11 protein-coding genes are annotated in these 13,626 nt (G+C 66.8%); 2 read left to right on the forward strand and 9 right to left on the reverse strand.

Annotated elements, in window-relative coordinates:
• Positions 1 to 35 precede the first annotated feature (35 nt).
• Positions 36 to 977 (forward strand): Hsp33 family molecular chaperone, encoded by a 942-nt coding sequence (locus tag Q0044_RS08900; RefSeq protein WP_298161550.1) that lies wholly within the window; start codon positions 36 to 38, stop codon positions 975 to 977.
• On the opposite strand, the gene Q0044_RS08905 is transcribed toward Q0044_RS08900, so the two are convergent.
• The 7 genes from Q0044_RS08905 to Q0044_RS08935 form a co-directional block, all read right to left on the reverse strand.
• Complete coding sequence (locus Q0044_RS08905) at positions 971 to 2,770, reverse strand: gamma-glutamyltransferase family protein (RefSeq protein ID WP_298161552.1); 1,800 nt, start codon at positions 2,768 to 2,770, stop codon at positions 971 to 973. The genes Q0044_RS08900 and Q0044_RS08905 overlap by 7 nt on opposite strands.
• Before the next feature lie 70 nt (positions 2,771 to 2,840).
• On the reverse strand, positions 2,841 to 3,530 hold the full coding sequence (gene phoB / locus Q0044_RS08910; protein WP_298161553.1) for a phosphate regulon transcriptional regulator PhoB: 690 nt from the start codon (positions 3,528 to 3,530) through the stop codon (positions 2,841 to 2,843).
• Positions 3,531 to 3,566: 36 nt separating this feature from the next.
• Complete coding sequence (gene phoU / locus Q0044_RS08915; protein ID WP_298161555.1) at positions 3,567 to 4,304, reverse strand: phosphate signaling complex protein PhoU; 738 nt, start codon at positions 4,302 to 4,304, stop codon at positions 3,567 to 3,569.
• The gene (gene pstB, locus Q0044_RS08920) at positions 4,301 to 5,221 is read right to left on the reverse strand and encodes a phosphate ABC transporter ATP-binding protein PstB (protein ID WP_298161556.1); all 921 of its coding nucleotides are present in this window, start codon (positions 5,219 to 5,221) and stop codon (positions 4,301 to 4,303) included. Before pstB ends, phoU begins: the two co-directional genes overlap by 4 nt.
• A 4-nt stretch (positions 5,222 to 5,225) precedes the next feature.
• The gene (gene pstA / locus Q0044_RS08925) at positions 5,226 to 6,539 is read right to left on the reverse strand and encodes a phosphate ABC transporter permease PstA (RefSeq protein ID WP_524536155.1); all 1,314 of its coding nucleotides are present in this window, start codon (positions 6,537 to 6,539) and stop codon (positions 5,226 to 5,228) included.
• Positions 6,532 to 7,971, reverse strand: a complete 1,440-nt coding sequence (gene pstC, locus Q0044_RS08930) for a phosphate ABC transporter permease subunit PstC (RefSeq protein ID WP_298161557.1) — start codon at positions 7,969 to 7,971, stop codon at positions 6,532 to 6,534. The genes pstA and pstC overlap by 8 nt, the downstream gene beginning before the upstream one ends.
• Positions 7,972 to 8,117: 146 nt before the next feature.
• Positions 8,118 to 9,518 carry a sensor histidine kinase gene (locus tag Q0044_RS08935; protein WP_298161558.1) on the reverse strand — a complete coding sequence of 467 codons (1,401 nt, stop codon included), beginning with the start codon at positions 9,516 to 9,518 and terminating at the stop codon, positions 8,118 to 8,120.
• Positions 9,519 to 9,693: 175 nt separating this feature from the next.
• Here Q0044_RS08935 and Q0044_RS08940 point away from each other — a divergent pair, with 175 nt between their 5' ends.
• On the forward strand, positions 9,694 to 11,985 hold the full coding sequence (locus Q0044_RS08940; RefSeq protein WP_298161560.1) for an ATP-binding protein: 2,292 nt from the start codon (positions 9,694 to 9,696) through the stop codon (positions 11,983 to 11,985).
• A 101-nt stretch (positions 11,986 to 12,086) separates the two neighbouring features.
• Here the strand turns inward: Q0044_RS08940 and Q0044_RS08945 are convergent, their stop codons facing one another.
• On the reverse strand, positions 12,087 to 12,305 hold the full coding sequence (locus Q0044_RS08945) for a hypothetical protein (RefSeq protein WP_298161561.1): 219 nt from the start codon (positions 12,303 to 12,305) through the stop codon (positions 12,087 to 12,089).
• 20 nt (positions 12,306 to 12,325) lie between these two features.
• On the reverse strand, positions 12,326 to 13,606 hold the full coding sequence (gene aceA, locus Q0044_RS08950) for an isocitrate lyase (protein ID WP_298161562.1): 1,281 nt from the start codon (positions 13,604 to 13,606) through the stop codon (positions 12,326 to 12,328).
• Positions 13,607 to 13,626 lie beyond the last annotated feature (20 nt).

Genomic DNA, 13,626 nt, shown 5'->3' on the forward strand with positions numbered 1-13,626 from the left:
CCGTTCTCGACATCTTCGCCTGCTAAGGACCCGCCGTGACCGATCACGAGCTCCCCGCCGTTTCCGCGCCGACCGACAACCTCGCCGCCGCCTTCCAGATCGAGGGCTGGCCCGTGCGAGGCCGCCTCGTACGCCTCGGCGACGCGATCGACACGATCCTGTCCGCCCATGCCTATCCGGAGCCGGTCGCGGCCTTGCTGGGCGAGGCCTGCGCGCTCGCCGCCCTGGTCGGGTCCGCTCTCAAATTTGAGGGCCGTCTGATCGTCCAGGCCCAGGGCGACGGTCCGGTGAAATATGTGGTCGCCGACTACGACACGGACGGCCATCTGCGCGGCTACTGCCGTTTCGACGAGGACGAGGTCGCGGCCGCCTCCTCCGGTTTCGCGCGTCCCGGCGCGAAGACCCTGCTGGGCCAGGGCGTCTTCGTGATGACCCTGGATCGCGGTCCCGACTTCGAGCGCACCCAGGGCATCACCCCGATCGAGGGCGAGAGCCTGTCGCTGGCGGCCGAACACTATTTCGTCCAGTCCGAGCAGATCCCGACCAAGGTCCGCCTCGCCGTCGGCTCCGTCACCGACGAGACCGGCACGACCTGGCGTGCGGGCGGTGCCCTGATCCAGTTGATTGCTGCTGACGACGCGCGCGGTTCGACGGAGGAGGTGTGGGACCGGACCCGCGCCCTGTTCCAGACCCTGGCGGACGACGAACTGGTCGATCCGACCATCACGCCCGAGACACTGCTGTTCCGTCTGTTTCACGAAGACGGCGTGCGGCTGGAGGACGCCCGCGCCCTGAAGGCCCGGTGCCGCTGCTCCGCCGATCGTATCAGCGCCGTCCTCGCCTCTTTCGGGCCGGAAGAACGCGCCGAAATGGTCGAGCCCGACGGCAAGATCCATGTCACCTGCGAATACTGCGCGACGGTCTACAAGCTGGAGCCGGACGTGGTGGAGGCCCAGGCAGAAGCGTCCGCTCAGTAAGCGAGAGCGATACCGTCCTTTCGCATCTCGGTGGCCGCGCCATAGGTCCAGCGGCTGCCGGGGTTCTGTTGCATGACCACGTTCTGATACCCGCCGAACCCACCGTCCGTCGGGCCGAGTACCCAGCCACGCTGCTCCAGGCCGGCCCGGGCCGCTTGGGACACACCGTTCTCGAGATGCAGGACGCCGACGCCCTCTGACGGCTGCCCCGTCGGTTCTGATGATCCTTCATGCTGCCAGCGCGGGCTGTCCCCGGCCTCCTGCGGATCGAGGCCGTAGTCGACCATGTTGATGATGATCTGGGCCTGGCCCTGGGGCTGCATGCCGCCCCCCATGACGCCGAACGCCATCCACGGATCTCCGTCCTTGCAGGCGAAACCGGGGATGATGGTGTGGAATGGCCGCTTGCCCGGCGCATAGACGTTCGGGTGGCCGTCGGTCAGGGCGAAAAGCTCGCCCCGGTCCTGGAACATGAAGCCCAACGGTCGTTCGCCGTCATCGGGCACCAGACCCGATCCCATGCCGCGATAGTTGGACTGAATCCAGCTGACCATCATCCCGTCCCTGTCGGCGACACTGAAATAGGTCGTGTCGCCCTGCGTCGGCGCATCGCCCGGGAAGGCCCGATCCATGACCCGGTCTGGCCGGATCAACCGCGCCCGCCCGGCGGCATAGGCCTTGGAGTTCAGCCACTCGACGGGCGTCTGCGAGAAGCGGTCGTCGGCGAACCATTTCGCGCGGTCCTCGAACGCCAGCCGCTTGGCCTCAGCCTGATGGTGGATAGAGGCCGCGGTCTGGAAACCCATGCCCTTCAGGTCGAACTGCTCGCAGATATTGAGGATTTGGTTGGTCGCCAGGCCCTGGGTGTTTGGCCCCAACCCGTAGACGTCGACACCTCTGTAGTTGGTCTGGATCGGCTCGACCCATTCCGTCCGGTGCGCCGCCAGGTCCGCCCGTGTCATCCATCCGCCGATGCGCCGGAAATAGCGCTCCATCTGCCCGGCGATCGGCCCCTGGTAAAAGGCGTCGCGTCCGCCCTCGGCGATCAGGCGCAAGGTCCGGCCCAGATGGGGATTGGCGAAAACCTCTCCGACGCGCGGCGTCCGACCGCCCGGCGCATAGACGGCCTTGCGGTTTTCGTTCTCCTCGATGACCGTCGAACGGTCGAACCCGGCCATGTTTCGCTCCATGTACCAGGCAATGGTCTGGGGCATGGGCACGCCCTGATCGCAGAGCTCGGCGACCGGAAGCAGGACGTCCGCCCAGGGCAGCTTTCCATACCGCTGGTGCGCGCTCCACCAGGCGTCCACCGTCCCCGGCACATTGACCGTCACCGCGCCGTAGCGCGGCAAATAGCCGTCAATCGCCTTCGACCGCGCCGTCTCCAGCGACAGGCCTCGCGGACTGTTTCCCGACCCGTTGAAGCCGACGACCTTCCGCTGGGCCGGGTCCCACAGCATGCAGAAGGCGTCGCCGCCGATGCCGTTGGCGGTCGGCTCGAGGAAGCCCAGGGCGGCGTTGATGGCGATGGCCGCGTCGATCGCCGAGCCGCCGCGCCTCAGGGTGTCGATCCCGATCAGGGTCGCTGTCGGATGCGCCGTCGCCGCCGCGCCGTTCATGCCCCAGACGGTCGACCGCCCCGCAAACGGAGCTCCCGTGATCCGGTCCCCCATGGTCACGCCAGCGAACGGGTTCTCCGGCGCCGTCTGCAACGACGGCCGGGCCGTCGCGGCTCCGGCAGTCGCCATCAGCGCCCCGGCGGGCAGGGTCGACAGGAAGGTGCGACGGCGCATGGGCGACTCCTCGGTTGCGAGGGGCGAACCCTATTGCCTCAGGCGATCCTGTGAAGAGGCGTTGTCGCCGCTACCCTTCCAGGTCCAGCGAGTAGCCCGCCGACCGCACGGTGCGGATCGGGTTGGCGCTGTCCTCGACGTTCAGGGCCTTGCGCAGACGGCCGACGTGGACGTCGACGGTGCGGGCCTCGACATAGACGTCGGAGCCCCAGACGGCGTCCAGCAGCTGTTCGCGGCTGAACACCCGGCCCGGGTGACGCATGAAATGATCCAGCAGGCGGAACTCGGTCGGGCCCAGATGGACCTCCTTGCCCGAGCGGCGCACCCGGTGGGCGACACGGTCGATGATGATGTCACCGTGGCCGACCCGGTCGTCGGCCAGACCCGGCCGGATGCGACGCAGGACCGCGCGGATGCGGGCGATCAGTTCGGTCATCGAGAAGGGCTTGGTCAGATAGTCGTCGGCTCCGGTGTCCAGCCCGCGCACGCGGTCCGATTCCTCGCCCCGCGCCGTCAGCATGATGACCGGCAGGTTGCGCGTCTCGGGACGTCCGCGAATGCGACGGCATACCTCGATGCCCGACACCTTCGGGAGCATCCAGTCCAGCAGGACCAGATCCGGCTGGCGCTCGTCGATCTGGACCAGCCCCTCTTCGCCGTCGGCGGCCACGACGACGTCGTAGCCCTCCTTTTCGAGGTTGTACTGAAGCAGGGTCGCGAGGGCGTCCTCGTCTTCCATCACCAGGATATAAGGCTGCACGTCTCAGTCTCCGTCGTCGTCGTCGTCAGCGCGCCGTCAGTTCGTCGGCGGGGTCGGCAAATGGCTCAGGTCGGAATCCCAGTCTCCCGGCGACGGCGTCCAGCGCGGCCGCTCCCCGGTCATCTCGTCGCCCGTGATCTCGTAGTGGATGACCTCGGCGATGTTGGTGGCGTGATCACCGATCCGTTCAAGGTTCTTGGCCATGAACAGAAGATGGGTGCAGGCGCTGATCGTGCGCGGATCGCCCATCATGTAGGTCAGCAGTTCCCGGAACAGGGCGTTGTAGTGCTCGTCGACCTCATCGTCGGACGCCCAGACAGCCAAGGCCCGGTCAATCTCGGAGGCCGTATAGGCATCCAGCACGTCGCGCAGCCGCATCGACACCAGCTTGCCCATCCGCTCGATCGAGCGGGTCAGGGGCTGCATCGGCTCGGTCTCGGCCAGGGACAGGGCCCGCTTGGCGATATTCTTGGCCAGGTCGCCTGTGCGCTCCAGATCGACCGACAGCTTCATCGCGGCCAGGGTCTTGCGCAGGTCCGACGCCACCGGTTGACGCAAGGCGATCAGGCGGATGGCCTTCTTCTCGATGTCGCGGTGCATCGCGTCGACCTTGGCGTCACGCTCCACGACCGCACGCGCCAGGGCGATGTCGCGACGGGCCACGGACTCGACGGCGTCGGCCACCTGGGCCTCCGCCAGGCCGCCCATGCGGGCGACCTCTGCGGTCAGCTGGTTCAGTTCGTCGCCGTAGGCCTTGACCGTGTGCTGGTTCAACCGAAGCGTCCCGTGATGTAGTCCAGCGTGCGCCGTTCGCGGGGATTCGTGAAGATTTCCTCGGTGTTGCCGTGCTCGACGAGACGGCCGAGATGGAAGAAGGCGGTCCGCTGCGACACCCGGGCGGCCTGGGCCATCGAGTGGGTGACGATGACGATGCAATAGCGTTCGCGCAGCTCGTCGATCAGCTCCTCGATCCGGGCCGTGGCGATCGGATCCAGCGCCGAGCAGGGCTCGTCCATCAGGATGACTTCGGGGTTCACGGCGATGGCGCGCGCGATGACCAGACGCTGCTGCTGGCCGCCCGACAGGCCGGTGCCGGCCGAATGCAGCCGGTCGGCGACCTCGTCCCACAGACCCGCCTTCTTCAGCGAGCTCTCGACGATGCCGTCGAGCTCGGACTTCGAGGTGGTCAGGCCGTGAATCTTCGGGCCGTAGGCGACGTTCTCGTAGATGGTCTTGGGGAAAGGGTTGGGCTTCTGGAACACCATCCCGACCTGGGCGCGCAGCAGCACCGGATCGACCGACTTTGCATTGATGTCCTGCTCGTCCAGCAGAATCTTTCCGGTCACCTTGGCGCCCTGGATGGTGTCGTTCATCCGGTTGATGCAGCGCAGGAAGGTCGACTTGCCGCAACCCGACGGACCGATGAAGGCAGTCACGGTCTTGTCCGGGATGTCCAGGCTGACGTCAAACAGGGCCTGTTTGTCGCCATAGAAGACCGAGACGTCGCGCGCCGCGATCTTGGTCGGTCCGGTCGGGCCGGACGGCGACGTCACCTCGGGCACGCGACCGGCAGCCACGCCGGCCGTATCGGCCTGGGACGGACCCTGATCGCCCGTCACGGGCGTGTTGATCGGGCTGGCGGGTTCGCCGCCCTCACGTCCGTCGGGGGCGCGGAAAAAGGGAAGTTTCATTGGATTACCACCGACGTTCAAACCGCCGGCGCAGCAGGATCGCGGCGGCGTTCATGACGATCATGAAGGCGAGGAGAACCAGGATGGCCGCGGCCGTCCGCTCATGGAATGCGCGTTCAGAGGCGTTCTCCCAGATATAGACCAGCGACGGCAGGGCCCCGGCCGGCTCGTCGATCGCGCCCGGGATGCCGGGCACGAAGCTGACCATACCGATCAGCAGCAGCGGGGCCGTTTCGCCGAGCGCATGGGCCATGGAGATGATGGTCCCGGTCAGCACGCCCGGCATGGCCAGGGGCAGGACGTGGTGGAACACCGTCTGGGTCCGGCTGGCGCCCATGGCGAGCGCGGCCTCGCGGATCGACGGCGGCACGGCCTTGAGTGCTGAACGGGTGGCGATGATGATGGTCGGCAGAGCCATCAGGGCCAGCACCAGACCACCCACCAGGGGCGACGAACGCGGCAGGTGCATCCAGTTGATGAACAGGGCCACGCCCAGCAGGCCGTAGACGATCGAAGGAACGGCCGCGAGATTGTTGATGTTGACCTCGATCAGGTCAGTGATCCGGCCCTTCCTCGAGAATTCTTCCAGATAGACAGCCGCTCCGACGCCGAGCGGAATGGCGATGCCGGCCGTGACCAGCAGCATCAGGGCCGATCCGACCACCGCGCCGAGGACGCCGGCCAGCTCCGGCTCGGTGGAATCGCCATTGGTGAACAGAAGGGTGTTGAAGGTGGTCGAGACGTGACCTCCGGCCTTCAGCTCGTCCAGCCAAGCCATCTGCGCGTCGCTGACACGCCGCTGATCCGCGGCCGTTTCGCGGGTGATCTCGCCCTTGTAGTAAAGGTCCGCCTCGTCCGAGACCGGCGCGGTGATTTCCACCGTACGGCCGATCAGCGACGGGTCGTTGCGGACCAGCTCGGCGGCGCGGAACTTCAGTTCCGATGACAACAGCGAGCGATACGCCGTTGCCTTCGTGCCCCGCGCATCGTCCGTCTCGCCGAGCCGCGCCAGTTGCTGCTGTGCGACCATTTGCTGGAAGTTGGTGCCCTGGGGATAGGCGCGGTCGATGCGCGCGGGATCCAGGTAGACCGACACGGTCAACTGATTGGCGTAGAAGGCCGTGTGACCCTGTTCGATGATCCGGCCGAGCAGCAGAAGCAGGAATCCGATCGCCACCGAGACGGCCAGAATCCCGTACAGCTTGAAGCGTCCCTCCCGGGCATAGCGCTGCTTCAGTCCACGCTGCAGGCGAGCGGCGCGCGCGGGATCCTCGGCCGCCAGACGGGCCCACATCTTGTCCGCGCCCGTGTCAGTCATACTGTTCCCGATAGGTCTGGACGATGCGCTGGGCGACGATGTTGAGCAGCAGGGTGACGAGGAACAGGGTCAGTCCGAGGCCGAAGGCGGCGAGCGTCTTCGGGCTGTCGAACTCCTGATCGCCGGTCAGCAGGGTCACGATCTGGACGGTCACGGTGGTCACGGTGTCGAGCGGATTCAGGGTCAGGTTCGCGGCGAGGCCCGCGGCCATGGTCACGATCATGGTCTCGCCGATGGCCCGGGACATGGCGAGCAGCAAGGCGCCGGCAATGCCCGGCAGGGCGGCCGGCAGCAGCACCCGCTTCACCGTTTCGGACTTGGTCGCCCCCATGGCGTAGGACCCGTCGCGCAGCGACTGGGGCACGGCGTTGATGATGTCGTCCGACAGGGACGAGACGAACGGGATCAACATGATTCCCATGACCGCGCCGGCGACCAGAGCCATCTGGTTTTGCACCAGCATCAGATACTGCCCAATCCCGTCCAGCGGTCCGCCGACGAGAAGCGCGCCGATGCCGTTGAAGAACTCCCGGAACGCCGGCCCCACCGTCAGTGCGGCGAAGAAACCGTAGACCACGGTCGGCACCCCGGCGAGGATCTCCAGCACCGGCTTGACCACGCCCCGCGACAGGGCGCTGGCGTACTCCGAAAGATAGATGGCCGAGAACAGCCCGACCGGCGCCGCCACGACCATGGCGATGATCATGATCAGGAAGGTGCCGGCAAACAGCGGCACGGCCCCGAAGGCGCCGGACGAACCGACCTGATCGGCGCGGATCGCAATCTGCGGACTCCATTGGGTTCCGAACAGGAACTCGGTGACGGGCACGGCCTGGAAGAAGCGAAGACTGTCCCAAAGCAGGGAAAACACGATGCCGATGGTCGTCAGGATGGCCACGGCGGAACATGCGAACAGGAGGCCGCCGATCCAGCCCTCGACCCGATTGCGGGCACGAAGGGTCGGCCGGATTTGCGTCCAGGCGAACAGGCCACCCATCACCGCCGCCAGGATCGCAGCAATGACCCCGCCCCAGGTCAGGGTCTGATGTACGCGCGCCGAACGCGCCGCCTCCGTCGTCAGGGCTTCAGCCAGTTCGCCCGACCAGACCTGGAAGGCGCGCTGGCCTTCTCCGGTCAGCCGCGCGTCATTGAAGAAGGCCTCGCGACGGAACTGTTCAAGTTCCTGAACGACGGGCGGCGCGTCGGCCGCCAGCAGGTGGTGGGCGATCGGAGCGGAGAAGACGCCCGCGAGGATCGTCACGACCAGGGCCGGGACGGCGACCCAGATCATGGCGTAATAGCCGTGCTGTTCCGGGCGCGAATGCGGGTGCTGACCAGGAAGGGCCGCGGCGCGACGTTGAGCCCGGCCGCGCCCGGCCAGATAGGCGAGCACGGCGAACACCGCCAAGAGAGGAATAACAAGCCAGATCATCAGGCCCCGGAGCGCACGCGCGAGAATCAGAGCGTGCTCGGAAATCCGGCCCGTCTCGGCGCGGAACCTGCCCTTGGATGGTCAGCGGATTAAGACGGCTGGATGACAGTTCTGCAACGTCGTAAACGACCGACGTTTTTCAACGGTCAAGCTGGCTCGGATACGCCCGACGACGCTGTGGCGATCGGGAAATAGACGCTGAACAGCGACCCGTCGCCAGGCGCGCTTTCGACGGTCATTCCGCCCCGGTGTCGATTGACGATGTGTTTGACGATCGCGAGCCCCAGGCCCGTTCCCGGCCGCTCCCCGCTCTTCTGGCCCTCGACGCGATAGAAGCGCTCGGTCAGGCGCGGCAAATGCTCGCGCGCCATGCCGGGACCGTAGTCGCGTACCGTCACGAGGACGTAGCGCGCACCGGCCTCACGGTCGGGGGTCAGCAGCGACAGCCGCGTCGCGCCCGGCACCCGCGCACCGGCCGCCGACTCGACGTCCAGCCCATGCCGAACCGTCAGGTCGACCGTGCCGCCCACCGGGGAGTATTTGATCGCATTGTCCGTCAGATTCTGGATGACCTGAACAATCTCGTCCCGATCGCCTATGATTCGCGCGTCGCCGGGCTGGACGTCCAGCAATACGGTGACACCCCGTTCCTGGGACAGGACACTGATCGCGTCGACGACGTCGGACGCCGCGCGTGGCAGATCCACCTTCCCCGAGGGCGGGATATGCTCGTTCAGCTCGATCCGGCTCAGCGACAGGAGATCCGCGACCAGCCGTCCCATCCGGTCCGCCTGGGCCGCCATGATGTCGAGAAACTTGTCCCTTGCCTTGGGATCGTCCCGGGCATGTCCCTTCAATGTCTCGATGAAACCGGTCAGCGAGGCCAGGGGCGTGCGCAACTCATGGCTGGCGTTGGCCAGAAAGTCGACGCGCATCAGCTCCATGCGTCGCACATCCGTCTCGTCGCGCAGACCGAGCAGGGCCATGGTGGTGCTGTCCGGCGAGGGCAGCGGTCGCACCCAGGCCTTCCAGTGCCGGGTCCGGGCCCCCGCAGCATTGAAGTCCGTCGTCCGGCTGACCCCGCCGTAAAGAGCCTCGTCCACGGCTTCGAGCACATTCGGATCTCGGACCGCCGAGACCAGCAGCGCCCCCTCCCGCTGAATGCGCAGCAGATCGCGAGCCGCTCGGTTGGCCAGGACGATCCGCCGGCCGGCGATGTCATCAGCCTCCCCGCCGCTGACGATCATGACCGGGTCGTCCAGCGCCTCGAACACGCTGTCGAGCAGACCCGCATCCTCGGGCGCCGACAGGCTGACGCCCGGAACGACAGCCGAAGCCTCATCCGCGACCTTGCGTGGGGCTCTCAGCCCCATCAGCGTCATGAAGCCGGTGACCGCTGCCCCGGCGATCAGCCAGGGCGCCGCATCGGGTCGCGCCGACGCCAGGGCCAGCATGATGATCACTGCAACACTGCCCGTAGCGCCGTTGGTCCAGAGTCTGGAGGTGGCGAGCGGGGCGACGGGGGACGGCGACTCGTCGAACGGCATGGTGTCGTCGCGCCTCCTTGCCGACGTCCGGCCCTCCTGACGTCTCCCTGTTTCCTAGAACGAGCAGCCCCGGAAAGGCGAGTGGATTCGAGGATCGGCCGACCGTCACGGCCATAGGCCTGTTTTTTTACCTGTGGCCGCCAAAGTGATCGCCAATGTCAGAGAAGTCGCGCCCTTGAACTGGTTCCTGAACTACCTGGTGGTGCAGCACGACGGACGGCTTACGCTGCTGGCGGCGGCCGTCTGCGTGGTCGGTCTGGCGACGAGCATTACCCTGATCGGCATGGCGCGCCACAGTACCGAGCGCATGCGTATGGTCTATGGCGCGGCCGCCGGGGTGGTCGGCGGCCTGGCCGTCTGGGCTACACATTTCCTGGCCATGCTCGGTTTCCGGTCCGAAACCATGATCCGCTATGCAGCCGCCGAGACCCTGCTTTCGCTAGGCATCGTCATAGTGGGCATGGTCCTGGGCGTCGCCGTCGCCCTGAACGGAAGTTCGCGGCTGACGAGGGGGCTGGTCGCGGCGCTGGCGTCTTGCAGCGTCATCGCGATGCATTTCGTCGGCATGTCAGCGATGCGGATCGAGGGCGGTGTTCTGACCTGGAATATCGGTATCGCGGCCGTGGCGATCGGCGTGAGCGTCCTCCTCGCGCTCTGCACTGCGCTATGGGTCAAGCGCGATGGCTGGTGGCGCATTCCGGCGAACACCACGTTCGCGGTTCTCAGCGTCGGCGTCCTGCATTTCGGCGGCATGGCGGCGGTAACGGTCGTACCGGATTCGAGATCAGTTCTGTCGGCCGGAATGTTGCCGGAGTCGGGCTTGCTGCTGTGGGTTGTCAGCGGCGCGACCCTGGTGGTCATCGTCGCCGCAATCGTCACAAGCCTGGGTCTGTGGGGACGTTCGACCGCTCTCAATCATCTGCGCGAAGCCATCGACACCATGCCTGACGGCCTCGGCTTCTACGACGCTGACGACCGGCTGTTGATCTGGAACGCCCGCTATGCCGAGGTGAACTCGGACCTCGCCGCGGCCCTCGCCGTAGGCGTCCGCTTCCGGGATATGCTCCAGTTGGGGGTCGATCAGGGCCTGTACGAAGAAGCCATCGGCCGGGAAGAGGAATGGATGGAGGAACGGCTCGCCGCCCGCAGCCGCCTGTCCAACACCAAGGAGCAGCAGATCGCCGGCGACCGCTGGCTGCGCATCCAGGACCGTCGCACCTCAAACGGCGGAATCGTTACGGTTGTCAATGACATCACCGATCTGAAGCGCGACGCGAAATCCCTGGCCGAGGCACGGGATGCGGCCGAGGCGGCGAACCGGGCCAAGTCCGAGTTCCTGGCCAATATGAGCCATGAAATCCGGACGCCGCTGAACGGAGTCATCGGGCTGACCCAGGCCCTGGCCCGCACCGATCTCAACGCCGGCCAGCGCGAGATGCTGGACCTGATCCAGTCGTCGGGTCACACGCTCCAGACCCTGCTCAGCGACATCCTCGACCTGGCCCGCGTCGAGTCAGGCCGTCTGGAAATCGCCGACGAAGTCTTCGACCTGAATCGCGCCGTCAACGACGCGGCGCAGCTCTATCGGGAACCGGCGTCGGACAAGGGGCTGCAGTTCTTCGTCGAGATCGAGCCGGAGGCCGCTGTCTGGGTGCGCGGCGACGTCGTCCGCCTGAAACAGATCCTGACCAACCTGGTGTCCAATGCGGTCAAGTTCACCACCACCGGCTTCGTCAGCCTGACCGCCTGCGTGGGCAAGGACCGGGTCGGCGCCCCCATCATGCGCTTCACGGTCGAGGATACGGGCGTCGGGTTCGACGCCGCCGCCAAGGCGCGGCTGTTCACCCGGTTCGAACAGGCTGACGGCACCATCACCCGGCGCTTCGGCGGCACGGGGCTCGGGCTCGCCATCTGCCGTCAGCTGGCGGATATGATGGGCGGCGAACTGGACTGCGAGAGCGAGCCCGGCGGCGGCTCGGCCTTCATCCTGACCCTGCCCCTGATCGTGGGCGAAGCCCCGGCAGCGGTCGTCACCCCGGCGGCCGGAACCAAGGACGCTTCCGCCCGGCGATTGCGCGTCCTCGTCGCCGACGACCATCCGACCAACCGAAAGGTCGTCGAGCTGATCCTGGCGCAGACGCCGGTCGATCTGGTCCAGGCCGAAAACGGCGCCGAGGCCCTGGACGCCTGCCGCGCCCAGCCCTTCGACGTGGTGTTGATGGACATGCAGATGCCCGTCATGGACGGCCTGACCGCCGTGCGCGAAATCCGTCTGCACGAACTGGCCATGGGCCGGGACCGCGCGCCGATCGTCATGTTGACGGCCAACGCCCTGCCCGACCATGTCGCGGCCGCCAAGGCGGCCGGCGCCGACCGCCACCTGGCCAAGCCGTTCGACGCCGCGGAACTGCTCGCGCTGATGGCCGAGCTCGGCGGTGAGAACCGGCAAAGCGCGGCGGCGGCGTGAACGGCAAAAACTCGGCGACGTGAACCGCCGAGACCGCCAATTCGAGCCGTCTCGAACGGCAAAGGCCGCCGACACTGCGAAGCGTCGGCGGCCTGGTCCTTCTACTCGTAGCCGTGGGCGGCTTCGTTGATGACCTGTGACGGCATCTGGCTGAAGTCGACCGCGGTCGGGGCCGAGGCGACCGCCAGCTTGGTCTGGTAGGTCTTGATCACATGCTCCAGACGGCGGCGGACTTCACGTTCGGCCTCGGTTCCCGCATCCAGCGCCAGGGGCGCCAGGCAGAAGTCGATGATGGCCTGGGGGCGGCTCAGCGGTTCCATAAGCGTCTCTCCTCGATGGGTTATTCGGCCGCGACGAACTGCGCGGTCTCGGTGGATTCCTTCATGGCGGTCGTGGAGGACTGCCCGTTGGAAATGACGGTGGCGACCTGGTCGAAGTAGCCGGTGCCGACTTCCCGCTGGTGACGCGTGGCGGTGTAGCCGATGGCCTCGTTGGCGAACTCGCGCTGCTGGAGCTCTGAATAGGCGGCCATCCCGCGGTCGCGGTAACCGTCCGCCAGCTCGAACATCGAGTTGTTCAGGCTGTGGAAGCCGGCCAGGGTCACGAACTGGAACTTGTAGCCCATGGCCCCCAGCTCGCGCTGGAATTTGGCGATGGTGGCGTCGTCCAGTTTGGCCTTCCAGTTGAAGGAGGGCGAGCAGTTGTAGGCCATCAGCTTGCCGGGGTGGGCCTTCTGGATCGCCTCGGCGAACTTCTTCGCGTCGTCCAGATCGGGATGCGAGGTCTCCCACCACAGCAGGTCGGCGATGTTGGCGTAGCTGAGGCCGCGGGCGATGCAGTGATCCAGGCCCGTGCCTTCCTTCAGGCGGAAGAAGCCTTCCGGCGTGCGGTTCTCGCGGTCGATGAAGGGCTGGTCACGCTCGTCGATGTCGGACGTGATCAACTGGGCGCTCTCGGCGTCGGTGCGGGCGACGGTGATCGTCGGCGTGCCCATGACGTCGGCGGCCAGGCGGGCGGCGACCAGATTGCGTTCGTGCGCCTGGGTCGGGATCAGCACCTTGCCGCCGAGGTGGCCGCACTTCTTCTCAGAGGCCAGCTGGTCCTCGAAGTGGACGCCTGCGGCGCCCGCCTCGATGAAGGCCTTCATGATCTCGAAGCTGTTCAGCGGCCCGCCGAAGCCGGCCTCGGCGTCGGCGACGATCGGCACATACCAGTCGCGCTTGGCGCCGCCCTCGGCATGCTCGATCTGGTCGGCGCGCTGCAGGGTGCGGTTGATGCGGCGGCACAGTTCCGGCGCCGCATTGGCGGGGTACAGCGACTGGTCCGGGTACATGGCACCGGCGGTGTTGGCGTCCGCCGCGACCTGCCAGCCCGACAGGTAGATGGCCTTCAGCCCGGCGCGGACCATCTGCATGGCCTGGTTGCCGGTCACCGCGCCCAGGGCATTGATGAAGGGTTCGGTGTGCAGCAGCTCCCACAGGCGGTTGGCGCCGCGCTCGGCCAGGGTGTGGGTGATCGGCACGGAACCGCGCAGCTTGAGGACGTCTTCCGGCGTGTACGGACGCTCGATGCCGTCGAAGCGGCCTTTGGGCGAAGGGACGAGATCGGCGAAGGTGGTCATGGCGCTCTGCTCAGGATCTG

Origin of the sequence: Brevundimonas sp., from assembly GCF_027484365.1 — a bacterium.
Classification (GTDB): Bacteria; Pseudomonadota; Alphaproteobacteria; order Caulobacterales; family Caulobacteraceae; genus Brevundimonas.

Coding starts and splice junctions, on each gene's coding strand:
- Q0044_RS08905 (WP_298161552.1), bottom strand. CDS start 2,770: ATGCGCCGTCGCACCTTCCTGTCGACCCTGCCCGCCGGGGCGCTGATG.
- pstB (WP_298161556.1), bottom strand. CDS start 5,221: ATGAAACTTCCCTTTTTCCGCGCCCCCGACGGACGTGAGGGCGGCGAA.
- pstA (WP_524536155.1), bottom strand. CDS start 6,539: ATGACTGACACGGGCGCGGACAAGATGTGGGCCCGTCTGGCGGCCGAG.
- pstC (WP_298161557.1), bottom strand. CDS start 7,971: ATGATCTGGCTTGTTATTCCTCTCTTGGCGGTGTTCGCCGTGCTCGCC.
- Q0044_RS08935 (WP_298161558.1), bottom strand. CDS start 9,518: ATGCCGTTCGACGAGTCGCCGTCCCCCGTCGCCCCGCTCGCCACCTCC.
- Q0044_RS08945 (WP_298161561.1), bottom strand. CDS start 12,305: ATGGAACCGCTGAGCCGCCCCCAGGCCATCATCGACTTCTGCCTGGCG.
- aceA (WP_298161562.1), bottom strand. CDS start 13,606: ATGACCACCTTCGCCGATCTCGTCCCTTCGCCCAAAGGCCGCTTCGAC.